Origin of the sequence: Novosphingobium sp. MBES04, from assembly GCF_000813185.1 — a bacterium.
GTDB lineage: Bacteria > Pseudomonadota > Alphaproteobacteria > Sphingomonadales > Sphingomonadaceae > Novosphingobium > Novosphingobium decolorationis.
Map to the genome: position 1 here is coordinate 558,319 of NZ_DF850488.1, position 22,221 is coordinate 580,539.

23 protein-coding genes and 1 pseudogene are annotated in these 22,221 nt (G+C 63.9%); 20 read left to right on the plus strand and 4 right to left on the minus strand.

Annotation, left to right across the window (positions count from 1 at the left end; genetic code table 11):
- Positions 1-45: 45 nt before the first annotated feature.
- Both MBENS4_RS02530 and MBENS4_RS02535 read right to left on the minus strand, forming a co-directional pair.
- Positions 46-261: a helix-turn-helix transcriptional regulator gene (locus tag MBENS4_RS02530; RefSeq protein ID WP_039388545.1), complete on the minus strand. Its 216-nt coding sequence runs from the start codon at positions 259-261 to the stop codon at positions 46-48.
- On the minus strand, positions 254-736 hold the full coding sequence (locus tag MBENS4_RS02535; RefSeq protein WP_242404748.1) for a hypothetical protein: 483 nt from the start codon (positions 734-736) through the stop codon (positions 254-256). The genes MBENS4_RS02530 and MBENS4_RS02535 overlap by 8 nt, the downstream gene beginning before the upstream one ends.
- 376 nt (positions 737-1,112) lie before the next feature.
- Here MBENS4_RS02535 and MBENS4_RS02540 point away from each other — a divergent pair, with 376 nt between their 5' ends.
- The 18 genes and pseudogenes from MBENS4_RS02540 to MBENS4_RS02625 all read left to right on the plus strand — a co-directional run bounded on the left by MBENS4_RS02540 (position 1,113) and on the right by MBENS4_RS02625 (position 18,826).
- Entirely contained in the window at positions 1,113-1,445 is a 333-nt protein-coding gene (locus MBENS4_RS02540) for a TrbC/VirB2 family protein (protein ID WP_039388547.1), read from the plus strand.
- 34 nt (positions 1,446-1,479) lie between these two features.
- Positions 1,480-1,767: a type IV conjugative transfer system protein TraL gene (gene traL, locus MBENS4_RS02545; RefSeq protein ID WP_006834208.1), complete on the plus strand. Its 288-nt coding sequence runs from the start codon at positions 1,480-1,482 to the stop codon at positions 1,765-1,767.
- Between the two features lie 12 nt (positions 1,768-1,779).
- On the plus strand, positions 1,780-2,349 hold the full coding sequence (locus MBENS4_RS02550; RefSeq protein WP_039388549.1) for a type IV conjugative transfer system protein TraE: 570 nt from the start codon (positions 1,780-1,782) through the stop codon (positions 2,347-2,349).
- Positions 2,346-3,161: a type-F conjugative transfer system secretin TraK gene (locus tag MBENS4_RS02555; RefSeq protein WP_039388550.1), complete on the plus strand. Its 816-nt coding sequence runs from the start codon at positions 2,346-2,348 to the stop codon at positions 3,159-3,161. Before MBENS4_RS02550 ends, MBENS4_RS02555 begins: the two co-directional genes overlap by 4 nt.
- On the plus strand, positions 3,161-4,477 hold the full coding sequence (locus MBENS4_RS02560) for a TraB/VirB10 family protein (RefSeq protein ID WP_039388552.1): 1,317 nt from the start codon (positions 3,161-3,163) through the stop codon (positions 4,475-4,477). Before MBENS4_RS02555 ends, MBENS4_RS02560 begins: the two co-directional genes overlap by 1 nt.
- A complete protein-coding gene (locus MBENS4_RS02565) occupies positions 4,474-5,346 on the plus strand; it encodes a DsbC family protein (RefSeq protein WP_039388554.1) in 873 nt (290 codons plus the stop codon). Before MBENS4_RS02560 ends, MBENS4_RS02565 begins: the two co-directional genes overlap by 4 nt.
- On the plus strand, positions 5,343-5,915 hold the full coding sequence (locus tag MBENS4_RS02570; protein WP_052321964.1) for a hypothetical protein: 573 nt from the start codon (positions 5,343-5,345) through the stop codon (positions 5,913-5,915). Before MBENS4_RS02565 ends, MBENS4_RS02570 begins: the two co-directional genes overlap by 4 nt.
- Positions 5,912-8,454: pseudogene (gene traC, locus MBENS4_RS02575) on the plus strand (type IV secretion system protein TraC). Before MBENS4_RS02570 ends, traC begins: the two are co-directional and overlap by 4 nt.
- The gene (locus MBENS4_RS02580; RefSeq protein WP_039388558.1) at positions 8,451-8,831 is read left to right on the plus strand and encodes a hypothetical protein; all 381 of its coding nucleotides are present in this window, start codon (positions 8,451-8,453) and stop codon (positions 8,829-8,831) included. The pseudogene traC and the gene MBENS4_RS02580 overlap by 4 nt, the downstream one beginning before the upstream one ends.
- A gap of 34 nt (positions 8,832-8,865) precedes the next feature.
- Positions 8,866-9,210, plus strand: coding sequence for a TrbI F-type domain-containing protein (locus tag MBENS4_RS02585; protein WP_242404749.1), 345 nt, complete (start codon positions 8,866-8,868; stop codon positions 9,208-9,210).
- Entirely contained in the window at positions 9,207-9,728 is a 522-nt protein-coding gene (locus MBENS4_RS02590) for a S26 family signal peptidase (RefSeq protein WP_039388566.1), read from the plus strand. The genes MBENS4_RS02585 and MBENS4_RS02590 overlap by 4 nt, the downstream gene beginning before the upstream one ends.
- The gene (gene traW, locus MBENS4_RS02595) at positions 9,725-10,363 is read left to right on the plus strand and encodes a type-F conjugative transfer system protein TraW (protein WP_084591924.1); all 639 of its coding nucleotides are present in this window, start codon (positions 9,725-9,727) and stop codon (positions 10,361-10,363) included. The genes MBENS4_RS02590 and traW overlap by 4 nt, the downstream gene beginning before the upstream one ends.
- The gene (gene traU, locus MBENS4_RS02600) at positions 10,360-11,373 is read left to right on the plus strand and encodes a conjugal transfer pilus assembly protein TraU (RefSeq protein ID WP_039279362.1); all 1,014 of its coding nucleotides are present in this window, start codon (positions 10,360-10,362) and stop codon (positions 11,371-11,373) included. Before traW ends, traU begins: the two co-directional genes overlap by 4 nt.
- Positions 11,370-12,122, plus strand: a complete 753-nt coding sequence (gene trbC / locus MBENS4_RS02605; protein WP_039388569.1) for a type-F conjugative transfer system pilin assembly protein TrbC — start codon at positions 11,370-11,372, stop codon at positions 12,120-12,122. Before traU ends, trbC begins: the two co-directional genes overlap by 4 nt.
- On the plus strand, positions 12,119-13,849 hold the full coding sequence (locus MBENS4_RS02610; protein ID WP_039388571.1) for a conjugal transfer protein TraN: 1,731 nt from the start codon (positions 12,119-12,121) through the stop codon (positions 13,847-13,849). The genes trbC and MBENS4_RS02610 overlap by 4 nt, the downstream gene beginning before the upstream one ends.
- Positions 13,846-14,676, plus strand: coding sequence for a conjugal transfer protein TraF (locus MBENS4_RS02615; protein ID WP_039388573.1), 831 nt, complete (start codon positions 13,846-13,848; stop codon positions 14,674-14,676). The genes MBENS4_RS02610 and MBENS4_RS02615 overlap by 4 nt, the downstream gene beginning before the upstream one ends.
- Positions 14,666-16,102, plus strand: a complete 1,437-nt coding sequence (locus MBENS4_RS02620) for a conjugal transfer protein TraH (protein WP_039388575.1) — start codon at positions 14,666-14,668, stop codon at positions 16,100-16,102. Before MBENS4_RS02615 ends, MBENS4_RS02620 begins: the two co-directional genes overlap by 11 nt.
- Positions 16,103-16,114: 12 nt before the next feature.
- On the plus strand, positions 16,115-18,826 hold the full coding sequence (locus tag MBENS4_RS02625) for a conjugal transfer protein TraG N-terminal domain-containing protein (RefSeq protein WP_039388577.1): 2,712 nt from the start codon (positions 16,115-16,117) through the stop codon (positions 18,824-18,826).
- Here the strand turns inward: MBENS4_RS02625 and MBENS4_RS02630 are convergent.
- Complete coding sequence (locus MBENS4_RS02630; RefSeq protein ID WP_445321499.1) at positions 18,823-19,026, minus strand: hypothetical protein; 204 nt, start codon at positions 19,024-19,026, stop codon at positions 18,823-18,825. The two genes, MBENS4_RS02625 and MBENS4_RS02630, sit on opposite strands and share 4 nt — an antisense overlap.
- Before the next feature lie 149 nt (positions 19,027-19,175).
- On the opposite strand from MBENS4_RS02630, the gene MBENS4_RS02635 reads away from it, so the two are divergent.
- Together MBENS4_RS02635 and MBENS4_RS02640 are read left to right on the plus strand one after the other, a co-directional pair.
- Positions 19,176-19,535 carry a helix-turn-helix domain-containing protein gene (locus tag MBENS4_RS02635; protein ID WP_034921371.1) on the plus strand — a complete coding sequence of 120 codons (360 nt, stop codon included), beginning with the start codon at positions 19,176-19,178 and terminating at the stop codon, positions 19,533-19,535.
- Entirely contained in the window at positions 19,532-20,827 is a 1,296-nt protein-coding gene (locus MBENS4_RS02640) for a type II toxin-antitoxin system HipA family toxin (protein ID WP_039388581.1), read from the plus strand. The genes MBENS4_RS02635 and MBENS4_RS02640 overlap by 4 nt, the downstream gene beginning before the upstream one ends.
- 168 nt (positions 20,828-20,995) lie before the next feature.
- Here MBENS4_RS02640 and MBENS4_RS02645 read toward each other — a convergent pair whose 3' ends face one another.
- The gene (locus tag MBENS4_RS02645) at positions 20,996-22,138 is read right to left on the minus strand and encodes a cysteine desulfurase family protein (RefSeq protein WP_039391628.1); all 1,143 of its coding nucleotides are present in this window, start codon (positions 22,136-22,138) and stop codon (positions 20,996-20,998) included.
- Positions 22,139-22,221 lie beyond the last annotated feature (83 nt).

The window sequence follows — 22,221 nt, forward strand, 5'->3', positions numbered from 1 at the left end:
TTTCGCCGCTTGGATCCGGCCTTTACGCTACCGGCCCCATTGCGTTCATCCGAGTCTGTCATCGATCCAATTCTCGATCTCGTGCTCGGCCCACGCAACGGCATATCCACCGAGTTGCACTGGTCTCGGAAACTTGCCCTCGGCCATCCAGCGATAGATCGTCGATCGGCCCAGCCCGACACGATGCTGCACTTCCGGCAAACGAATGAGGCGAGTGACCCTGCGGGCTTCCGTCGCTCCTTTGTCGATCTCTTCACCCACGATGGCCTCCTTCGACACCGGCAAAGACATCGCCGAGTAGCGCATCCTTTCGTTCAAGCTCATCGATGTGGTCGGAAAGCAAGCGCGCAACCCGGTGCGCGGTGCCTTTGGCCCAACGCGGCTTCACGTCATGAACCTGGTTGCCCAAGACACGCTCGAGTGCTGAAGGCAGCTCCCCGGAAAAGTCCTCGAAGAATTGCGCGAGGTCCGATTGCAACCACGCAATCGCGTGATCGCCGCTGCTGACGAGGAAGAGGAGCAGGTGTGCGTGCGGCGCAACTCCGCTCGCGGCAAGAATGCGCAAGGCTTCGCCGAGGCTGGCCGAACGCTCGCCTGCAAGGACCCGGCGCAAGGCATCCTTATGGATCTGCGCGTCGCGCGCGATGTCGCAGCGGGCACGACCGCTGGCTTCGACGGCCGCCAAAAGCAGCCGGGCGAGGTCGGCGCGAACCTGTTGTTCGGCAAAGAGCGCCATGTTGGTCATCGACGAATCCTTATCTCTAGAAGTGAACGACTCACCGCTAACCGCGAAGGAAGCCTGTAGGAAAAAGAAAAGAACATCTAGAGAACATGGAGGAAGGAACGAATCAGCTTCCTTCGACAATTCGCGCGAATTCCGGCCGCGCTCGCGCGTATCGCAGCACCCTTCGCGCTAAAGTCGGCACAGGCGGCGCTGCTGCGCGATCAGCCTGCGCGAATCCCGGCCATCGCACCTTCCGATGTCGCTTTTTGCTTGGTCGGCAGCCCCAAAATCCAGTTCCTGATTTCCTACAGCCCGGCTTCGGGGAGAGGAAAGAACATACAGCGAACACATCGCTGGCTGATGCTCAATCCCTCGAAAGGTTCCATCCATGACCACCAAGACTGCCCTTCCGGCCCAGCAGCGCACGCTCAACCGTGCCCGTGGCCGCGACTACATTCTTCCCGCCTGCGTGGCGCTGGCCTGCGCCGGTGCCGCCTTTGCCGGTGCCGACACGACCTTCGATCCCGCGCTGCAGAAGTTCACCGATTTCCTCGAAGGCTCGGGCGGCAAGATCATCACCGTGCTCAGCCTTGCGGGCGGTCTGATCGGTCTCGCCTCAGGGCGCTTTTCGCTCGGCCAGGTCGCGGTGCCGGTCGGCGTCGGGATCGGTGTCGGCACCGGCGTGCCGATCGTCACCTCGGTCGTGACCGCGGTCATCTGATCAGCGGATCCGGTCACGACAGGAGGGCGGCATCATGGCCGACAGGTACCTCGTTCCACGGCGGCTCGACGACCCGGAGCTCATCGGCTTCTGGACCATCGACGAGTTTGCAGGGATTCTCATTCCCTTCGCCTGGGGCATTCTCTCGCAGCATATCTTCATCGGTATCGGCCTGGCCGCCGGGGCCTGGCTCGCCTTGCGGAAGGCAAAGGCACGCGGCGCCGGTTCGGCACTGGTGCATGCTGCGTACTGGTACCTGCCCGGGAGCTTTCTCGGGCTGAAAGCCACGCCGCCCTCCCACTGCCGCCTGTTGGCGGGCTGAGGGAGGCGACCCATGCGAGCAGAATTCGCGCACGAACAGGCGCAGACCTACCTCCGGCAACGCAATCGCTTTGCCGTGCTGGCAGGTGTCCTTGGTCTGACTACGCTGGTCAGCCTCGGCGCCGCAGTGACCCGCGACGAACAGGTGGTGCTGGTGCCGATCACCGCCGAGCGGATCACCGTCTCGAGCGGCGGGATCGACGCGCCCTATCTCGAGCTCGTCACCCGCGACACGGCACTGATGCTCCTCAACCGGGCACCGGAAAGCCTCGATTACTGGATGGCGAACATCCTGAAGCTCGCCGATCCCGCCGCGCACGGCCGGCTCAAGGCCGAGCTCGTCAGAATCGTCGAGGAACAGCGCGGCTCGGACATCAGCCAGGCCTTCGTGATCGCGGAAATGCACGTCGACCCCAAGGCCCTGACCTCGACCGTCACCGGCACGCTCAAGACCTTTGTCGGCGCGCAGGTGATCGCGAGCCAGAGCCGCTCCTTCCGTTTCCGCTGGTCGAAGCGTGGCCTCAGCCTCGCGCTCGCCGGCTTCGAGCAACTTCCCACCGACAAGGAGGAACCCGGCCAATGAGCCTTCTCCCATCTCCCCTCGCTGCCGCAATTGCCGGAACCGGCCTTGCCTGTTTCGCGATCGGCGCGACACGGCGCCCCGATCCCGGCCTCAAGCTGACTGGCCTCGCCGTATTCGCCTTCGCGCTCGCGCCGGTCCCGGCACATGCCGACCAGTTCGTCGAAGCGGCCGACAACGCGACCATCGACTGCGAGCTCGCCCGCGGCGAACTCACCCGGATCGCGCTCATCGATGATGGCTTTGCCAATGTCTCGAAGATCGCGAGCGGCTTTCCCTACAACGACATCCAGGTGACGCACGAGCCGGTGCGTGGAGACATCTATATCTCCGTGCCCCCGCAATTTGCCGCTGCCCGGGTCAGCTTCTTTGCGACCAGCAAGGCGGGCTATGTCTACAAGTTCGCCTGCCGCCTCGGCGGAGAGGAAGCGACCCAGCTCTTCATCACCAATCCCGCGCTCGCTAAAGCCGCGGCTACCGAATGGGAGACCGAGACCGGCCTCGAGGACGCCGCGATCCGCCTGATCGAGGCGATGGCGAGCGATGCCGTCCTGCCCGGGTTCACTGCCCGCGCTGAACTGTCGGCGCCGCGCCGCACCGGCGGGATCGAGGTCCAACTGGTCGCCGAATACCAGGGCGATGAACTTACCGGACAGCGCTTCCTCGTGCGCAACCTCGGCCAGGAAAGCCTTGCGCTTGGCTCCGAGCGCGAAGGTCCCGCAGGCGCGCTCGCCTTCGCCTATGGCCGCGATGCACTCGCTCCCGGCGAAGCGACCAGTGCCTTCCTTGTCTTTGCCAAAGGAGGGCTCGACTGATGGCCGAGGCAACACAGAAGGATGCCGAAAAGAGGCCTCTGCCGGGCTCGCCGGAAGCGCGCGAAAGCGGACGGCGCAACCTCAATTCGCAGATCGCGCAGCGCCAGAAGATGCTGCTCGCCGGGATCGGGGCCATCGCGCTCATCGGCGGCGGGATGTTCATCTTCGGCGGCGACGGCGACGAGGGCGGCAGTGATGCCAGTGGTGCGGCGACGATCGACACCGGCGGCCTCGTCAATCGCAACCTCTCGCAGCGCGAATTCGTCGCGAGCTACGGTAACCGGCTCGATGCACAGGGCCGCGCGATCAAGGATCTGCAGCAATCGCAGCTACCGCGACCCGAGATCGAGCAAGAGCTCGAAGCGCTGCGCAGCGAGAACGCGCAGATGCGCTCCGACGGCCAGGCGGCGATCGACGCGATCTCGACCGAGAATGCCAATCTGCGTTCACAGCTCAGCGACGCTGCGAAGGCGCCTGCAACCGCGCCGCCGCTGCCACCACCACCGGCCTATGGTCCCGGCGTCGGCACCGGCGGATCTGTCCAGCCACCGCAAGGAGCGCCGGAAACGCAGGGCGGACAGCTCAGCCTGATGAGTTTCAGCGCTGAGCCGGGCAAGGACGGCAAGCCGCGTGCGGCAGAGACTGCGCCAGCCTTGCTGCTCGAAGCGAGCCGCGATTACCTGCCGCCCAACAGCTACGCACCGGCAACGGTCATCGTGGGTGTCGATGCCTCGACCGGCGTTGCCAGCCAGAGCGATCCGCTTCCCGTGGTGCTCCGGATCACCGGACCGGCCCGCTCGGTGATGCGCGGCAACAAGCTGCTCACCACCGATATCACCGGCTGCCTCGTCAATGGCGCGGCGCGCGGCGATCTCTCGGCGGAGAAGGTCTACGTCAAGCTGGTGCGCATGACCTGCGCGCAACCCGGTGGGCGCTTCGCGGTGAGCGAGGTCAAGGGGTTCATCTCCTTCGCCGGAAAGTCGGGCGTACGCGGCCGCGTGGTCAGCCGCGAAGGCAGCTTGGTCAGCCAGGCGCTGCTCGCCGGGATCGTTGGCGGCTTCGGGCGCGGATTTTCCGCCAACGCCAACGGCATCTTCACGCAGCCTGTCGGCGCCAACGGTCAGCGCGAGGCGCTGTCGCCGACCGACATTCTCGCCGGTGGCTTCGGCCAGGGTGCCGGCGAGGCTGCCGACACCGTCAGCCGATACCTCATCGAACGCGCCGAACAATACCAACCCGTCGTCGAGATGCCGACCGGCATCGAGGTCGAGATCGTCTTTCTCGACGGCGTCCACGTCAGGAGCCCCTCCAAATGAACTACAATGACCACCGGCCGGCCTTGAAGGCCCGCGCCGCCCACCTTGCCCTTGCCCTTTCGAGCGCCGCCGCCGTCCTGACGCTCGGAGTCTCTGCCGTCACCGCTATGCCTGCGAGCGCTGCCGGCATGGCCAGCGATGTCGCGCAAGCACTGAAGCTGCGGCTGCCCAAGACCCCGATCGATGCGATCAGCTGCGACACGCTTGGCCCCTGGTGCGAAGTCGTCTCGGGCGACACGCTGTTCTACATCGACGAGACCGCCCGCTATCTCTTCGTGGGCCGTCTCTACGACATGGAAGAGCGGCGCGACGTCACCGCCGCCCGCTTGCTCGAACTCAATCCCGACCTGCTTGCGGCCGGTGCGGCACGCGTAGCCAGCGACGCGCCGGCGGGACGCGACGAAGCGCCTGTCCAGGCGGCCGCCAGCCATGTCGACCTCTCGTCGCTTCCGGCTGCGGGCGCGATCCACTGGGGCAACCCCAAGGGCGAAAGGCTGGTCGTCTTCTCGGACTTCCAATGCGGGTATTGCCAGCGCCTGGCGGGCGAACTCGCCAATGCCAAGGTTATGATCGAAGAGCGACCGATCTCGATCTTTGGCGCGGCGAGCCGCAAGATTTCCGAGGCGGTGCTGTGCGCCAAGGATCCGGCAAAGGCGCTGCATGCAGCCTACGCCGGGCAGGCTCCGGCGAGTGCCAAGACCTGCAAGGACGCCAAGGCGCTCGATGCCAACGAAGCCTTCGCAAAGGCCAACGGGTTTGCCGGAACCCCGGTCATCGTGCGCGCCCGCGATGGGGCGGTGCTTCATGGCTACCGCGATGCCCCGGCGATCCGCCGCTTCGTGGCCGAAGGCAAGGGAGAGGCGCAATGAGCCGGCTTCCGATCCTTCGCGCCGTGGTGCTCGCTGCGCCGCTCCTCTTCGCCAGTGGCTGCGCCAGCCTTGGCGGCAACGTCAAAGGCAGCTTTGCCTGCCGCGCTCCCGAAGGGACCTGCGCGCCGACCTCCGCGATCGATGCCGGGGCGACCGGCATCGAAAAGTCCGACACGTCTGACGCGCATCGGACGGTGACCCTGACCGGAGAAGCGGTTCGCCGCCTGCAGGTCGTGCTGACGCCCTACCGTGACGCGGCAGGCCGCGACCATGAGGCGCGCGTCGTTCACCTGACGCTGCCCGAACAGGCAGGGACAGGCTGGCGCGCGCCGCAGGGCCGCCGCGAAGTCCTGCGCTCGCTGGCATCGACCATTGCCGCGACGCGCGATGGCAACCCCGCACCTGATTTCCAACCAACAGACACATTGCCGGAACAGCTGTTCATCCCCTCGCAGCCCGTTCCGGCGATGCCCGGCGCTGACGCGCCGGAACCCGGGGGACCTGGCTCGTTTTCCCCTCCCCGCGAGCCGGTCCCCCACCCTGACATAACCGAAGGAGAGAGCCGGTGACGCTATCCCTTGCCGCCGCGCGCGACGCACTCTCGCGGGGCCTGTTTGCCGACACGGCTCGGCCTGAGAAGCCCCAGGCGCATTTCGGGCTCGACATGCTCTCGGACTGGCTGCCTACCGGGTTTATGACGAGGGGGCGAAGCTCTACCGCAACGCCCGCTCGAAGGGCTTCGTGCTCGAAGTCACCCCGCTGATCGGGGCCGACGAACGGACCGGCGAGATCCTCGGCCAGTTCTTCTCCGAAGGCCTGCCGCAGGGCGCCTGCCTCCAGGTCCTGAACTTCGCATCTCCGCGGATCGGCAGCGTGGTCGGCCCCTGGTTCGCTCCGCGCTATGAGCAAGGCGGCATCTACGAGGCCATTGCCAGGGCGCGCACCAGGCGCCTTTACGATCTCGTCTGGAGCTCGGGCTCGGCGCATGCGCCCTTCCATGCCCGCAACGTCCGGCTGATCGTCTCGCTCGGCGTGCCGGTGCCCGGCAGCGTAACCGATGCCGAACTCTCCGAATGCCGCGAAGGGCTGATGGGCATGCTCCATTCGCTCGGACTCCACGCGCAAGAGCTGCGCCCGGGCGGATTGCTGGCGCTGATCGACGAGCTCACCTCGCCGACCACCGCGCACGAGACCGATATCCATGCGTGGAACCCGCATGATACGCTTGATGTCCAGGCCATCCGCCGCGACATCGAGCTCGAGGTCGAAGACGATCGCCTGATCCTCAGGACCGAGCGCTTTCGCGAGACCGGCCGCGACGAGGAGGGCAATCCCGAAGTCGGCGAATGCTATCCCGACCATTTCGACGTGCGGCACTATGCCGTGCGTTCTACCCCTGAACGCTGGGCGCCCTGGGAATGTGCGCGGCTCATCGGCGACATGTTCACCGACAAGCTGCGTTTCCCCTGTCCGACGGCGACCATGCTGTGCCTCGTCTACCCCGACCAGGAAGCCGCCTCGGCGCGCGCTGGCTTCAAGTTCATGCGCACGACCAGCCTCAGCCAGACCAAGAGCGCGCGCTTTCTCCCGAAGCTCGCCGAACAGTCGGCCGAATGGCGCCACGTCCAGGCCGAACTCCAGGCCGGCAAGAAGCTCGTCAAGCTGTTCTACGGGCTCACCAGCATCTCGCCGCTCGGCCAGGGCGACGCGCACGAACGCATCATCAAGGCGATCTACAAGGCAGCGGGCTGGGATCTGGCCGACGAGCGCTTCCTCCAGCTGCAGGGCCTCGTCGCTGCCTTTCCCTTGAGCCTTGCCGATGGCCTCGCCGACGACATGGCGCGGTTGAAGCGCCTCAAGACCATGCTCTCGACGACAGCGGCGCATATCGCGCCGATGCAGGGGGAATATCTCGGCGGCGTGATCCCGCACCTCCTGCTCGTCGGTCGGCGCGGCCAGCCCTTCTGGTGGTCGCCCTTCGAAAACTCTGCCGGCAACCACAATATCGCGATCTGCGGCAAGTCGGGCTCGGGCAAGTCGGTGCTGCTGCAGGAGCTTTGCGCCGCCCTGCGCGGCGCGGGCGCCAAGGTCGTGGTGATCGACGACGGGCGCAGTTTCGAGCATTCGGTCAAACTGCAGGGCGGACGCTTCGTCGAGTTCACGCTCGCCTCGGGCTTCTCGCTCAACCCCTTCTCGATGGTCGACGATGCCCGTGCGCACGAAGACGAGGATTACCGCCTCGACTGCTTTGCCATGATCAAGGCGATCATTGGCCAGATGGCGCGACCGGGCACTGCACCGAGTGACACCGAACGCGGGCTCATCGACCGGGCCGTAACCGCGACCTGGGAGGCACTGGGAAGCGGCGCATCGGTCGATGATGTCGCGCACGCTCTCCACGGTTCGGAAAGCGAGGCGGGCCGCGATCTCCCCACCGCAATCGCGCCCTTCTGCCGCGGCGGCAGCTACGGCGGGTTCTTTGCAGGCAAGGCGAGCTTCGCGCTCGACGATGATTTCACCGTCTTCGAGATGAGCGATCTCGCGTCCCGCGAAGAACTGCGCAGCGTCGTCCTTTCGGCAATCATGTTCATGACCAGCCAGGCGATGACGCGCTCGTCGCGAGCAACCAAGAAACTGCTGCTGATCGACGAGGCCTGGGCCATGCTCAAGGGCGGGTCGATGGGCGAGTTCGTCGAGACCTACGCTCGCACCGCCCGCAAATATGGCGGCGCGCTCGCGACCGCGACCCAGTCTCTCAATGACTATTACAAGTCCGATGGCGCGCGCGCCGCGCTCGAGAACAGCGACTGGATGCTGGTTCTCCAGCAGAAGGCCGAGACGATTGCCGATTTCAGGGCGAACGCGCGGCTCGACATGGACGACCGCACCGAGACCCTGATCCGCAGCCTCAAGCGTTCGGGCACCGAATACAGCGAGGTCTTCATCAAGGGCCCCGAGACCGAGGCCGTCGGCCGGCTCGTGCTCGATCCCTTCTCGGCGACGATCTATTCCTCCGATCCCGACACTTATGCCGCGATCCAGGACTGCGAGCGGCGCGGACACAGCCTCGCCGATGCCATCCGCATCGTGGCGGGAGGTGGACAATGATGGTCTCGCATCTTGCCGACCGGACGCCTCCGGCCAACCTCCGCAGCCTGCTGCCGTTCCTGCAAGGGAGCTGTTTCGTCCTCATCGAAACCGCGCGCTTTGCCGCGACATCGCTGCTGATCGTGCTGGGATTGCCGCTTGCGCTGTTCCTGTTCGTTGCGGGCTGGGACCTTGGCGCCCTCTTCACCCAACTCGCCAATCTGTCGGATCGATATCTCGAAGCCGACGGCCTGCGCCGCAGCCTGTTCAGCCAGGACCTCAAGGGCGGCTTCCTCATCCTGACAGGTGCGGTGACGCTGTTTCGCATGCCGCGCTTCCTGAAGCGGCTCGCGGTCGATCTCGAAAACCATCCGGCCCGGGAGGCAAACCGTGACTGACACGCGCAGATTACAATCTTTTAATCGACCGCTCTTGCTCAGAATTCTTGGCGTGCTCGCGCTCGTGGCCGCGCTGCTCTGGGCAGCCTGGGTCAGCCGCGAGCTGTCCGAGCCGCGCCAGCAGATCGTCACTGTCCGGCTTGCCGAGACCATCGCGGGTTTCGTCGATGCCGAAGCGCGCGCAGAGCAGGATCCTGAAGTCAGCCAGGCGCGCGTGCTCGCCTTCCTCCAGGCGTCCGAGCGCGCCGTTGCCGAAATGGGGCGCGATGGCCGCGTGGTGCTGGTCGGCGAAGCGGTGCTCGCGGGCGATGCCCCCGATGCGACCGAGGAACTGCGCGTGCGGATCGTCCGCCAGCTTGGGAAGGGAGGCGGTCAGTGACGCACTTTGCCTCTCGTCTTATCCGCACGATCAAACGGCCGCTCGTCCTGACCGGTCTGGTGCTGCTGCCGCTCGGATGGGGCGCGGTCGACGCCTTTGCGAAAGACCATGCCTTTCTCATCAACGCCAGCCCGAGCCTGCCCAACTGGGCTTTCTGGCTCGACAAGCATGCGCGGATCGAGCGCGGCAGCCTGATCTTCTTCGAGCCGCCAGCAAGCAGGCTCGTCGAAGCGCATTTCGGAAAAGGCGCGCAGCTCTTCGGCAAACGGGTGCTCGGCGTGCCGGGCGATGTCGTGAGCCACCATGGCCACGAGGTCTTCATCAACGGTCGCAAGATCGCCGCGCGGCTCGATGAGACCCGTCTCGGCATTACGCTCCACAAAGGCCCCGAAGGAGCGATCCCCTACGGCTGCTTCTACACCGGGACCGGCCATTCCCGCGGCCTCGACAGCCGCTACGCCGAGATCGGCTTCGTCTGCCGCGGCCAGATCCTCGGCAGCGGGAGGGCGATCCTGTGAGCAAGCTCATCCTCCCTGCGGCCCTGCTTGCAGTCCTGCTCTGCCCTGCCGAGGTGCTGGCGCGCGACTATGGCCAGCGCGGAACGGTGTTTCCCGTGATCGAGCGCGATCTGCTCGAACAGATCCATTCGCGCCTGACGCAGATGGAACGTTCGGGCGAGACCGCGCGACTCAATGACGAACTGAAGCGCCGCACGATCGCGCGGGTCAACCGGCCCGATCCTGTCGCCGGGATCGTCCGGGCCAGCGAAGCGCGGCGCTGGCAATTCGATCCGACGATCACGCTCGCTGCCGATATCCGCGGGGCAAAAGGCGAGCTGATCCATGCCGCTGGCACGAGGGTCAATCCGCTCGACAGCGTCGGCCTTCGCGCCGATCTCCTGTTCCTCGACGGCGACGATCCAGACCAGCTCATCTGGGCGCTCAAGCAGGACGCCAATTCCAAGCTGATCCTGGTGAAGGGCGCGCCGCTCGAGCTGATGAAGGCCCGCCAGCGCCGCTTCTATTTCGACCAGGGTGGCAAGCTCACGGAGAGGTTCGGGATCAGGTCGGTGCCCGCACGCGTGCGCCAGCAGGGCCGCCTGCTCGAGATCAGCGAAATCGCGCTGCCACCGAAAAGGAGGGCAGCCCAATGACGCACTTAAGAAAGCTGGCGCTCGTTCTGGCCGCCATTCTTGGTCTCGCGACCGCGACGCCTGCCATGGCCGATGCCGGTCCCGGCCGCTGCACCGGGAGCTTCGTCAACCCGATCACCGACATCTGCTGGTCGTGCCTGTTCCCGATCTCGATCGGCGGGCTGGACATCTGGCCGTCGAGCCGGCCCGATCCCGACAACCCCGACCTGCCGGTGTGCCTGTGCGGTCTGAGGCCCGGGATCGCGATGGGCTTCTGGGAACCGGTGCGGCTTGCCGATGTCAGCATGAAGCCCTGGTGCTTCGTGAACCTCGGCGGCATGAAACTCGATCCGGGCTTCGATATCGGCTTCCGCTCGATCTCGGGTCCTTCGGCGGTGGGCGGCGCGAGCCAGTATTATTCGAGCTGGCATGTCCACTGGTATGCCTATCCGCTGATCTACTGGATGGAGATAGTTGCCGATTTCCTGTGCCTGGAATCGGGCTCGATCGACATTCTCTACATCTCCGAAATCGATCCGCTGTGGCAGGATTCCGAGCTCACCGCGATCATCAACCCCGAGGCCGTGCTCTTCGCCAACCCGTTGGCGCTCGCCGCCTGTGCAGCCGACTGCGTCGCCTCGACCGCGAAGCTGCCGATCGACGAGATGTTCTGGTGCGCGGGCTGCCAGGGGTCGATGTATCCGATGAACGGCAACGTTTCGGCCTCCATCGGGCACGTCCAGGCCTCGCGGCTCGTGCTTTCGCGCTTCGCCTACAAGCTCCACCGCGAACTCGTCTCGTGGGGGACGATGGGATCCAAGGGCCTGTGCGGCAAATACCTGATGCCGGTGATGCGCAAGCAGCAATACCGCTTCCAGGCCACCAACCCCAACCCGGCGACCTCGGGCCGTTACGCCTGCCCGCCTATCGGCGCCTCCACCACCTTTCAATCGGCCGGACAGGTCATCCCCGCCATCGGCGAAGACATGGGATACCTCGTCTGGCGCAAGCGGAACTGCTGCGCGCTATGAAAAAGCACCTCGTCCTTTTGCCCGTCGGCCTTGCCGTCACCCTCGGTGGTCTCGCTCTCGCCCAGAGCGCGCCCGAAGGCATCGACCTCGAAGCGATCCGCGAGCGGGCGGCCGAACACGCCGACGATGCGCAGGCGCTCAGCACCAATGTCCGCCAACGCGCCGAGGCGCTGACCGAAGACGCACAGACTATCCAGGCGCAAGCGCGGGCCAATCGCGCAGCCTATGCGGACAGCATCGAGGCAATCGAGACCGACGCCGCCCTCGACTTCGACGCGATGATCGCGGGGCAAGCCGCCACCGAGAAGGCATCGCTCGGGGGAGCCCCGCGCTTCATTGCCTTTGCCAGCCTGTCGATGCCGCCCGAGGCGCTGAAAGAACTGGTTCACGACATGACCAGGGCGGGAGGCGTCACCGTGCTGCGCGGTTTCCCGCAAGGAAACAGCGAGGCGTTCAAGAAGCGGCTCGCCGCCATCTGGAGCAGCCGCGACGCGGCCGGTTCGCTCGGCATCGATCCGCGGCTGTTTCGCGCGTTCAACATCGAGATCGCGCCGAGCTTCGTCATGCTCAGCACCGAATTCAGTCCCTGCGACGGGTTCGATTGCACCAGCGAGGTGCCGCCGCACGACCGCATCGCCGGCAACATCAGCGTGGGCGAAGTCCTCGAGACCTTTGCCTCGGGCAAGGGTCCGGGCGCCGAGCTTGCTCGCCTCCATCTGCGCCAGCTCTCGAGGGAGGAACGACCATGATCGGCAGAACCCTCGCCAATCTCCTTGCCGCACTCGTCGCCCTCACAAGCGCGGCTTCCATTCACGCTCAGACCCACGATGCGGCAAGGGCCGACGGGAAGGACTTTGCCACTGAGCTACTGGGCGAAGCGCGCGATGCCGCAACGACCAATCCTGACGCAGCGCGCGTTCCCAATTTCGATCCGCAAGCGACGCGCGACCTGCAGGATCTTGCGCGCGATCCCGACCAGATCGAGGCCCGCGGACGCAGCGCCGCCACGACCAGCACGCCGATGCGGACCATCCGCGACAGCATGGCCAATCGCGCAAGGTTCGAGCCGAACGAGATCGAGGACGTGATCGCCCGCAGCCTCGCGATCAACGAGACGCCGCTCGACTACACGAGCGGCATGGCAATTTCGGGCAGCCAGGGATCGTGCGTTCCGCTGCCGCCTGGTTCGGGGTCGGCGGGCACCTATACCGCGACCTGCAATACGGGTACACGGATCGATCAGTCGGTTGGCCAATGCACGGTCCCGCTCGTCGCCGCTGTCAGCCAGCGACCGCAGTTTCATTACCTCTGCAACCGCTTCGGCGATTTCAACGGCTCGGGCGAGCCCGAATGCGCCGGCTTCGACGGCTATTCCTGCCGCGTGACAGGACGGCGCGACACCTGCCTGCAATGGAGTTCGTCGGGCGGACGGCCCTGGTGTTCCGAACCGGGAGATCCGATCACCGAACTAACCTGCGACGATCAGGTGCCGGGGCAAACACCCTACATGATCACGACAGCGACCACCGTCACCACGACCCCTGACGAAAGCCAGTGCACGGGTCTCGCGGGCAATAGCGATTGCACGCTGGACGTCGAGATTTGCACGGATGCCGATCCGCAGACCCGCGTGATCGACGGCGTCTCGGTCACCAAGTCTTGCTGGGAATGGCAACGCAGCTACACCTGTATCGCGCGCGAAGCGGCGAGCGACTGCTCCGACATCGAAAGCCAGGGCACCTGCCGCTTTGTCCGCGAGGAATGCCTTACCGACGAAGACCCCTGCGAGACCTGGGAGCGCATCTACGAGTGCCCGCTTCCCGGTTCCGACAGCTCCACCCAGTATGTTTGCGACAGCGATGTCTATTGCATCGACGGCAGCTGCGAGACGATCGAGCGCACTGCGAACGACGAGTTCAAGGATGCCGTCACCGCGCTCCATGCGATGGACGAGGCCCGCGGCCAGTTCGATCCCGAGACGCTGACGCTGTTCCGCGGCACCCGCAACACCTGCTCCTCCAAGGTCTTCGGCGTGCTCAACTGCTGCAAGGGCAAGGGCTTCCCGCTCATCCCCGGCATCAGCCTGCTCGTCGCGCTCGGCTGCAACCGCGAGGAAGTGCTGCTCCACGAACGCGATGCGCAGGGACTGTGCGCTTATGTCGGGACCTATTGTTCGGACAAGTTCCTCGGCGTCTGCCTGACCAAGAAGAAGGTCTACTGCTGCTTCGAGAGCAAGCTCTCGCGGATCCTGCAGGAACAGGGCCGCCGCCAGCTGCCCAAGCCGTGGGACAAGCCCAAGGAAGAGCAGTGCGAGGGTTTCACGCTCGACGAGTTCGCCCGGCTCGACCTCAGCCAGATGGATTTCAGCGAGGTCTATGCCGAGTTCACCGAAGCTGCACGGCTCCCCGACGAGCTCGAGACCAGCATCCTCATCCAGCAGAAAATCGAAGACTATTACGCAAGGAGTGGCCAATGACGCGCCGCCAATCACTGCCGATGCTGGCCCTCCCAGTATGGGCCATGTGTCTCGCTGCACTGCTTCCCGTTCGGGCAGTTGCCCAGGGAGCGCGCCAAGTTGAGCCAGCTACGTCTACAGATAGCCTCTACTGCGAGCAGCGCAGGCTCGGCTACTGGTTCTATTGCGTAAAGCCGGTGCCGGCAGAGGAGCCGGAGATGGCGCAGCCACTGGCCCAGGTAACTGCGACGCAAGAACTCGACGCGGTCACGGGGGAACTGCGCGAACTCAAGGCGCGCGCGATCCTCTATCCGACGCCGGAAAACGTCACCGCCTATATCCGTTTCCAGCGAGCCCAGCTCGACCGGGCTTCGTTGTTCTCCGATGTCTGGCAGCGCGCGATCTGGCAGGATCCCGAGCTCGACTACACGCTCGAGAGACCGGTTGGCGCGCTCGCCAAGAAGCAATGGCAGGACGCGCGCGCTGCCGACCGCGATGCGGTGATGGCCAGGCTCTCCGAGCGCTATGGACTGTTCTACTTCTTCGCCCAGACCTGCGGCGCCTGCGAAGTGATGAGCCCGATCGTGCGCTCGGTGGCGGACCGCTGGCATATCACTGTCCGGGCGATCTCGACCGATGGCGGACCGTCCCGGCACTTCCCCGACTACAAGGTCGAAAGCGGCCAGCGGCCGCGCATGGGGCTCGAACCCGGCATTACCCCGGCACTCGTGCTGTGGGATAGCGTGGCCAGGCGCCCGATCCCGATCGGGTACGGCGTGCTTTCGGCCGACGAGCTGCAGGACCGCATCTACCTCCTCACCTCGAAGGAAGCCGGACATGATTACTAGCATCCGCAATGCGGCGCTCACCATAGCTGCCGCCGGCATGGTCGCGTCCCCCGTCGCCGCAAACGTCGGCGACAGCATGGACCGTTTCATGGACGACATGGGCGCGGCGGCCAATGTCACCGGGCCGAGCGCGTTCGAAGGCCAGTCGGCGGGCTATTACAGCCTCGGCAATGTCTGGACGCGCTTCCCGCAAAAGACGACCAACATCGCCAATCTCCAGCTTCCGCGTGCCCGCGCTGGTTGCGGCGGTATCGATATCTTCGCCGGGTCCTTCTCCTTCATCAACGCGAGCGAGATGGTCGCATTGCTCAAGGCCGTCGCCAACAATGCGGTGGGGTTCGCCTTCAGCCTCGCGATCGACACCGTCTGCCCCGAATGCTCGAAGATCATGCAGGAGTTCAGCCAGAAGGCGCAGCTCATGAACAATCTCTCGATCAACTCCTGCGAGATGGCGCAGGGACTGGTCGGCGGCGTGTGGCCCAAGGGCGATCTCGCCGACAAGGCGATCTGCGAAGCAATCGGCAATTCCGAAGGTATCTTCACCGACTATGCTGCCGCCAAACACGGTTGCGGCACCAGGGGTCAGCGCGCCTCGACCAACGAGGGCGCCGGCGACGACTATGCCGACGTCAATCCCAGTGTGCCGCGCAATTACACCTGGCACGTCCTCAAGCAGAGCGCCTTCTTTAACCCGGATGGCACCTTCGACCGCGATCTTGCCGAGTATGCGATGACGCTCATCGGAACGGTGATCTACGTGCCGCCCCGCGACGACGAGCCGGGCAAGTTCGTGCCTTTCGCAGGCGACGCCTCCTCGACGCTGGTGACCGCACTGCTCGACGGGACACAGGGCCAATCGGTGCGGGTGTTCCAGTGCGACGAGCCCGACCAGTGCCTCAACCCCACCTTCCAGCAGATGAGCCTCTCGAGCGCAAAGGCGATCCGGCCGCGCGTTGCCCGGCTCATCGGCAGCATGGTCGAGGCCATCCGCAGCGACACAGCGATCGGCGACGAGGAGAAGGAGCTGCTCCAGGTGGCATCGGTGCCGCTCTATAAGATCCTCACCGTTCAGGCGGCCTATGGTCGCGGGATGGCAACCGACGACCGCGACACGCTGGCCGAGATCGCCAGCATCGATCTCCTCTATGCCATTCTAGAACGCATCACCGCAGAGGCTGGACGCTCGATGGCGAGTTTCATTGCGGCCGACGAAGCCAAGCTCGCGATCTGGCGCACTCAGGTTGCCGAGGTGCGATCGAGCCTCGCCCAGCGGCAAGCGACCGGACAGGCGCGGGTCTCGGCGATCATGCAGATCATCGAAAAGACGGCGATGATCGAGAATATGCTCGCTGCCTCGATGTCACCGTCGATGGCCGCCGCGCTCGACTGGTCGCGCGGGATGCAGTCCCGCTCCATCGTTCCATAAGGGTCAGGCAGCATGGTCGAGATTTTCACGGTCGGCGGCGGCGAGTACATCGTCAATGTCCTCAACGCCGTTGCCGCCTGGACTGGCGCGGGCGGCTACAAAAGCTTGATCCAGGTCGCGCTGGTGATGGGCATGGTGCTCGCGGTCTTAGTGGTCGCGTTCAACCAGGACTGGCGTGCCTGGCTCAATTGGTTCCTCGGTGCGACGCTCATCTACATGTGCCTGATGGTGCCGCGCATGGACGTCCATGTGACCGACCGGGTCAATCCCAGCCTTGCACCGGCAACGGTGGCCAATGTCCCGCTCGGGCTCGCTCTGATGGCAAGCTTCACCAGCCAGGCGGGAGACTATCTGACCCGCTCGGCCGAGCTCGTCTTCGGCCTGCCGGACGACCTCAACTACTCGAAGAACGGCATGATCTATGGCGCGCGGCTACTCGAATCGACGCGCAGCCTGCGCATTTCCGATCCGGAGTTTGCTGCGAACTTCGACGAGCATGTCCGGCAGTGTGTGTTCTACGATCTGCTGCTCGGCCGCTACTCGATGAAGGAGCTGTCCGAGAGCGATGACATCTGGGCGACGATCGCGCCGGGCAGCGCGGCGCGCGCGCAGAAATTCCTGACCCGGCAGGCCGACGACAGCGTGACGGCCTCGATCATCACCTGCCGCGAAGCCTACACCGCGCTGTCGGGGCAATGGGCGAGCCTTATCGACGAGATGACGCTTGTCGCGGGACGCCAACTCTATCCGCGCCAGACCGAAGCCCTCGCCAAGGCCAAGCTCATGGCCGACCTCCCGATTGCTTATCAGTATCTCACCGGCATCTCGCGCAGCGCGAGCGACATCTTCCGCCAGGTGCTGACGATCAATGCCATGAACCAGGCCATGCACGGCTTTGCAGGGGCTAGCGGCACCGGCAGCATCGACGTCTTCGCGCAGACCCGGGCCGATATTCAGACCGAGCGGACCTATTCCTCGATCGCGCACAACGCGATGAAATGGGTCCCGATCCTCAATGTCGTGCTGACGGTGGTGTTCTACGCGCTGTTCCCTGTCCTGTTTCCGCTGTTCCTGATGCCGCGGACCGGACCCGTTGCATTGAGAGGTTACGTCACCGGCTTCTTCTACCTTGCGGCGTCGGGACCGCTCTTCGTCATCCTGCACATGATCCTGATGTTCAAAGGCGCGGGCGATGTCACCGCCGCTGGCGGCAGCACAGGCCTCAGCCTCGCGACCTTTGCCGGCATGAGCGACGTCAACAGCGATATCGGCATCTTGGCGGGCTATCTTGTCGCCTCGATCCCGTTCCTTGCCGGTGGGGTGGCACGTGGTGCGCTGGCGATTTCGGGCCAGGCAACGAGTTATCTCAACCCGAGTCAGAACGCGGCCGAGGAAGCCTCGCGCGAAGCGAGCACCGGCAATGTCTCGCTCGGCAATTCGAACATCGACAATTCGACAGTGTTTTCCCGCCAGTTTGCGCAGGGTAATCTTGCACCCAACATCGCCTATGGCGCGGCACAGACGCGTGGTTTCAGCGACAGCGGCACGCAGACCACCAGCTTCCCCGATGGAGAGTTCGCTGCTGTCCCGAATTCAAGCTATCCGTTCACGCCGACACTGGGGCAGGACTTTACCGGCCGCCTCGGAACGATGGCGAGCCAGAGCCGGACGCAGAGCGAGACCTATGCCAACCTCGCCCAGCAATCGACGAGCTCTGCGCTCACCCGGTTCAGCGAGATCCGCAACGCCTACAGCCAGGGTCAAAGCTCCGACACGGTCAGCGGCGTCGGCACGAACGACAGCATCGGCACGGCATTCAGCGAAGTCGACAATGCCTCAAGGACGCTCCAGCAGCAGTTTGGCCTGTCCCGGCGCGCGTCTGACGACATCACGGTTTCATGGTTTCTCAACGGCGATGCTTCTTTGGGTCTCAAGGGAGAAAGAGGCCCTGGCACTGCTCAACTTGGCGTCAGGGGAGGCCGAAATCAGAGCTGGACGGACAGCGATATCGGGATCGCCTCGGAAGACCGCGGCAGGATCATGGGAACGCTGCGCCAGCTTTCCGACAGTCGCAACTGGTCGAACACGCGTGAAGGCTTCCTGCGCGAGACGAGCTCGAGCTCGGTATCGCAAGTGTCGACCAGCTCGTCGGGTCTCAGCCGATCGCTGACCGAAGCCGAAAGCTACACGCGAGAGGCGCGCCGCGCCGAAGAGATGGCCAGCCGCCTCGAGAACCAGGCCAGCTGGTACGAGGCCAACAGCGCCGCAGGCACGCTGAACCTGAGCCAGGCCTATCGCGAATGGGGCATGGCCGAGATCGAAGCCAATCGCGACTACTACGGGCCGGTGCGCTTCGATGACATCGAGTTCCAGATGAGCGCGCGGGGTCAGCAGCTGCAATCACGGTTTGTCGATAGCTATGCTGATCGGCTTCAGGACGACATCCAAGCCGACCTTTCGCTGCCCGACTTCGCTCCGGTCAGCCGCCCCGGAATCGGAAGCGCTGGGCAGGTACGCGGAAGAGGAGCCGTGAGCTCTTCGGGTGGTTCCTCAATGCCCGATGCTCCGGATCGGTCTGGCATCACGGATGAAGTCGAGCGGGTGCGTCGGCAAGGTCGCGGGCGGATCGGATCAGTGAGAGGCTACTTGGATGGCCAAACAGAAGGCGCCACAGGCGCGAGCGAGGAGGCGGCAGATGCAATAAAGGAGTGGCGGCGCCCTTAAAGGATCACATCGTTGACGATTACGAACGCAACAAAAGCAGCCAGCGCCACGAAGATTGCGATGAGCTTGATCCTGCCCCACGGGTCGGCCCAGGCCTTCTTCCAAGAGTATGATGTGATGCGATTTTCGGAGATGGCACGGTCGATCTCTCGCAAGCCTTCCCAGTCACTCTTGTCATTGTGACCTTTCTCGTCTTTCATTTTCATCACTCCGACCTACATAAAGTAGCAAATTTGATGCATTATCGCTGATGTGCCAATTTACGTCTCGATATTGACACATTAAGCACCTTGATGTAAAGACGCAAAATCGCTACACAACGCTCCATATTGAAGATAATGTCTCGATAATGCCACATTATGATTCACCAGATCTGCGCCCTCTCTCGGTGCTGCTATCCGACCTCGGGAAGCAGATCGAAGCGTATCGCATATCACGCAATCTCAAGCAGGCCGAGCTTGCGGAAATGGCTGGCATCTCGCGTTCAACGCTCGCCCGCCTGGAAGCCGGCAATGGCGGGACCATCGATAGCCTTGCCAGGATAATGCGTGCGCTCGAAATTGAAGACCGCCTGCTGGATGTCATGCCGGACGCCAAGCTGAGCCCGCTCGATCCCCGGTCCGATACTGGCAAGGCGCGGCAAAGGGTGCGCAAGTCTTCTGAAGGTGAGGCTGGCGAGGAATGGAGCTGGGGTGACGAGGCTCCATGACGCGTGCCGTAGTCAATCTCTGGGGCCGTCAGATCGGCGCCGTCCTGTGGGATGAGGATCGCGATGTCGGGGTTTTCGAATACACTCGGGAATTCAGCCGCAGCGGTATCGAAGTCGCCCCGCTCACAATGCCCCTGCGAAGTGGCGTCTACGACTTTCCCGCGCTGAATTACGAGACCTTCAAAGGGCTTCCGGGCATGCTGGCCGACAGCCTACCCGACAAGTTTGGTAACGCCCTGATCAACCGTTGGCTTGCCGAGCAGGGCCGCACAGCCGACAGCTTCGATCCGGTCGAGCGCCTTTGCTATACCGGTCGCCGAGGCATGGGCGCGCTCGAATTCGAACCTGCCACCGGCGAGCGCCGCGAAAAGGGGCAGCCGGTCGATATCGCGCCGCTTGTCGAGCTCGCCAATAGGGTCATTGCCGCGCGCGAAGAACTGGCCGGTGTGCTCAAGGGAGAGGATGACCGCCGCGCACTTCAAGAGATCCTGCGCGTCGGCACCTCTGCTGGTGGTGCCCGGGCCAAGGCCGTCCTCGCCTGGAACGAGGCGACCGGAGAATTCCATTCAGGGCAGCTGACTGCAGGGCCCGGATACACGCAATGGCTGGTCAAGTTCGACGGCGTGTCGGGCAATGCTGACAAGGAAATTGCCGACCCGATGGGCTTCGGCCGGCTTGAGTACGCCTGCTATCTGCTAGCCCGAGAGGCCGGCATCGACATGGCTCGCTCTCGTCTGCACGAAGAAGGTGGGCGGGCACATTTCATGACCCAGCGCTTCGATCGCACGCCTGACGGTAAGAAGCTCCACATGCAGTCGCTTTGCGCGATGCGCCATTTCGATTTCAACTTGGCCCGCGCCTACAGCTACGAGCAGGCGATCGAGACAATCCGCATGCTCGGTCTCGGCCGCGAGGCGATCAAAGAGCAGGTACGCCGCGCGCTGCTCAATGTCTTCATTCGCAACCAGGACGACCACACCAAGAACATCGCCTTCCTCATGAATAGCGCGGGTCGCTGGAGCCTCTCGCCCGCATTCGATGTCGTCTATGCCTACAATCCTGACGGGGACTGGACCAACGAGCACCAGATGTCTCTGGCCGGCAAAACCGACGGTTTCGAACTCGATGACTTGCTGGAATTCGGAAAGTTCGCTGACCTTAAAACGATTGAGACAAAAGCGATCATATCCGAGATCGGTGCCGCAGTAGACCGCTGGTCTCAATTTGCACGAGACGCCGGAGTGCCAGGCGCCATGGCACAAAAGGCAAAGCGAGGATTCAGATCATTCTAGCAGGCCAATAGGCAGGCGAGCAGAAGTCTGTAACTCCTTGGCCGTCAACAGCTTCAGGAGATTTGGGAAACTATCGGACCAACCCCGATCCCCGCCGAAAGCGTACGAAAAGCATCGGTGCGAGAATTGCTCTTCGGTCATGGCGATCCGCCCATCGAAACCTGCGACTCATGCGATGACCTTCATTCGGTCAGCAGCTTCAGCGATGCACTGTAGCGCCATCGCGATCTCGCTCTTGCAGGTCGTCGGTGCCGTACTAAGACGAACGACCTCGGCGGCCTCATTCGCATCGAGTCCCATCGCACGGAGAACGTGGCTTGGTTCGGGAATTCCGGAAGTACAGGCCGAACCGCGCGCCAAGGCCACGTCAGGCTGCAGAAGAGCAACGAGCCTCTCCGCATCAACACCAGGTATCCTGACGCAAAGGTTGCCAGGGTGGCGGTCTTCGCGATTACCGATCGTCTCCATTTGAGGGAACAGGCTTTGCAGCCCCGCTTCCAGTTCCAGCGTCAGGGATCGCCATTCGGCAACAGCACGATCATCGGGTAGCAGCCGGCATGCTTCGCCGAGGCCCGCGCACAATGGGGTCGGAAGGGTTCCAGCGCGCAGACCACCTTCCTGATCACCGCCATGTATCAATGGTTGAAGCCGGGACCTCACCTCGCGACTAACATAGAGAGCGCCGATACCTTTGGGGCCAGAAGCCTTGTGCCCTGACAGACTGAGGAAATCGACACCAAGCTCCAAAACATCGATCGGCAGCCAATAAAGCGCCTGCGCAGCATCAGTATGTAATAGTGCTCCGGCGGACCGACATAGCTGAGATATCTCCTTGATTGGCTGGACAACACCCATCTCGTTGTTCACGAGCATTATGGACACAAGCAGGGTTTCATCGTTTACCAACTTGGAAAGCCTGTCGAGATCGACCCGTCCTTCACGATCGACAGGAGCAACCACCAGTTCAGCTCCCTCGCGAGCCACCTCTCTTGCCGGCGCAAGGACAGCCTTGTGCTCAATGGCGCTTACGATAACTTTTTTCCGATTCGGGTCAGATCGCGTCAGCCCCCGTATCGCGAGATTGTTCGCCTCCGTGGCGCCGGAAGTGAATATGATCTCATCGGCATCTGCGTCGACAGCATGCGCCACATTATTGCGAGACGCTTCGATCGCATCGGCAGCAGTCCAGCCTGCCGCATGGTCCGCGGCGTGAGGATTTGCATAGTGCTCGGTGTAATAGGGCTGCATCGCAGCGACGACCTGGGGATGGGTCGGCGTGGATGCCTGATGGTCCAGATAGATCACGCTCACCTCCCGTTGTTCCCTTTGCGTTCCGCGAACAAAATGCACAAGACACTAGCACTGGTGATTGTCACCAGTGACCCTACTCGCTA

Excerpts from the sequence above, each read along its gene's own strand:
- trbC (WP_039388569.1), top strand. The coding sequence starts at position 11,370 with ATGAAAAAGCACCTCGTCCTTTTGCCCGTCGGCCTTGCCGTCACCCTC.
- traU (WP_039279362.1), top strand. The coding sequence starts at position 10,360 with ATGACGCACTTAAGAAAGCTGGCGCTCGTTCTGGCCGCCATTCTTGGT.
- MBENS4_RS02540 (WP_039388547.1), top strand. The coding sequence starts at position 1,113 with ATGACCACCAAGACTGCCCTTCCGGCCCAGCAGCGCACGCTCAACCGT.
- MBENS4_RS02625 (WP_039388577.1), top strand. The coding sequence starts at position 16,115 with ATGGTCGAGATTTTCACGGTCGGCGGCGGCGAGTACATCGTCAATGTC.
- MBENS4_RS02615 (WP_039388573.1), top strand. The coding sequence starts at position 13,846 with ATGACGCGCCGCCAATCACTGCCGATGCTGGCCCTCCCAGTATGGGCC.
- MBENS4_RS02580 (WP_039388558.1), top strand. The coding sequence starts at position 8,451 with ATGATGGTCTCGCATCTTGCCGACCGGACGCCTCCGGCCAACCTCCGC.
- MBENS4_RS02570 (WP_052321964.1), top strand. The coding sequence starts at position 5,343 with ATGAGCCGGCTTCCGATCCTTCGCGCCGTGGTGCTCGCTGCGCCGCTC.
- MBENS4_RS02640 (WP_039388581.1), top strand. The coding sequence starts at position 19,532 with ATGACGCGTGCCGTAGTCAATCTCTGGGGCCGTCAGATCGGCGCCGTC.
- MBENS4_RS02610 (WP_039388571.1), top strand. The coding sequence starts at position 12,119 with ATGATCGGCAGAACCCTCGCCAATCTCCTTGCCGCACTCGTCGCCCTC.
- MBENS4_RS02565 (WP_039388554.1), top strand. The coding sequence starts at position 4,474 with ATGAACTACAATGACCACCGGCCGGCCTTGAAGGCCCGCGCCGCCCAC.
- MBENS4_RS02560 (WP_039388552.1), top strand. The coding sequence starts at position 3,161 with ATGGCCGAGGCAACACAGAAGGATGCCGAAAAGAGGCCTCTGCCGGGC.
- MBENS4_RS02550 (WP_039388549.1), top strand. The coding sequence starts at position 1,780 with ATGCGAGCAGAATTCGCGCACGAACAGGCGCAGACCTACCTCCGGCAA.
- traL (WP_006834208.1), top strand. The coding sequence starts at position 1,480 with ATGGCCGACAGGTACCTCGTTCCACGGCGGCTCGACGACCCGGAGCTC.
- MBENS4_RS02620 (WP_039388575.1), top strand. The coding sequence starts at position 14,666 with ATGATTACTAGCATCCGCAATGCGGCGCTCACCATAGCTGCCGCCGGC.
- MBENS4_RS02630 (WP_445321499.1), bottom strand. The coding sequence starts at position 19,026 with ATGAAAGACGAGAAAGGTCACAATGACAAGAGTGACTGGGAAGGCTTG.
- MBENS4_RS02535 (WP_242404748.1), bottom strand. The coding sequence starts at position 736 with ATGGCGCTCTTTGCCGAACAACAGGTTCGCGCCGACCTCGCCCGGCTG.
- MBENS4_RS02635 (WP_034921371.1), top strand. The coding sequence starts at position 19,176 with ATGCCACATTATGATTCACCAGATCTGCGCCCTCTCTCGGTGCTGCTA.
- MBENS4_RS02555 (WP_039388550.1), top strand. The coding sequence starts at position 2,346 with ATGAGCCTTCTCCCATCTCCCCTCGCTGCCGCAATTGCCGGAACCGGC.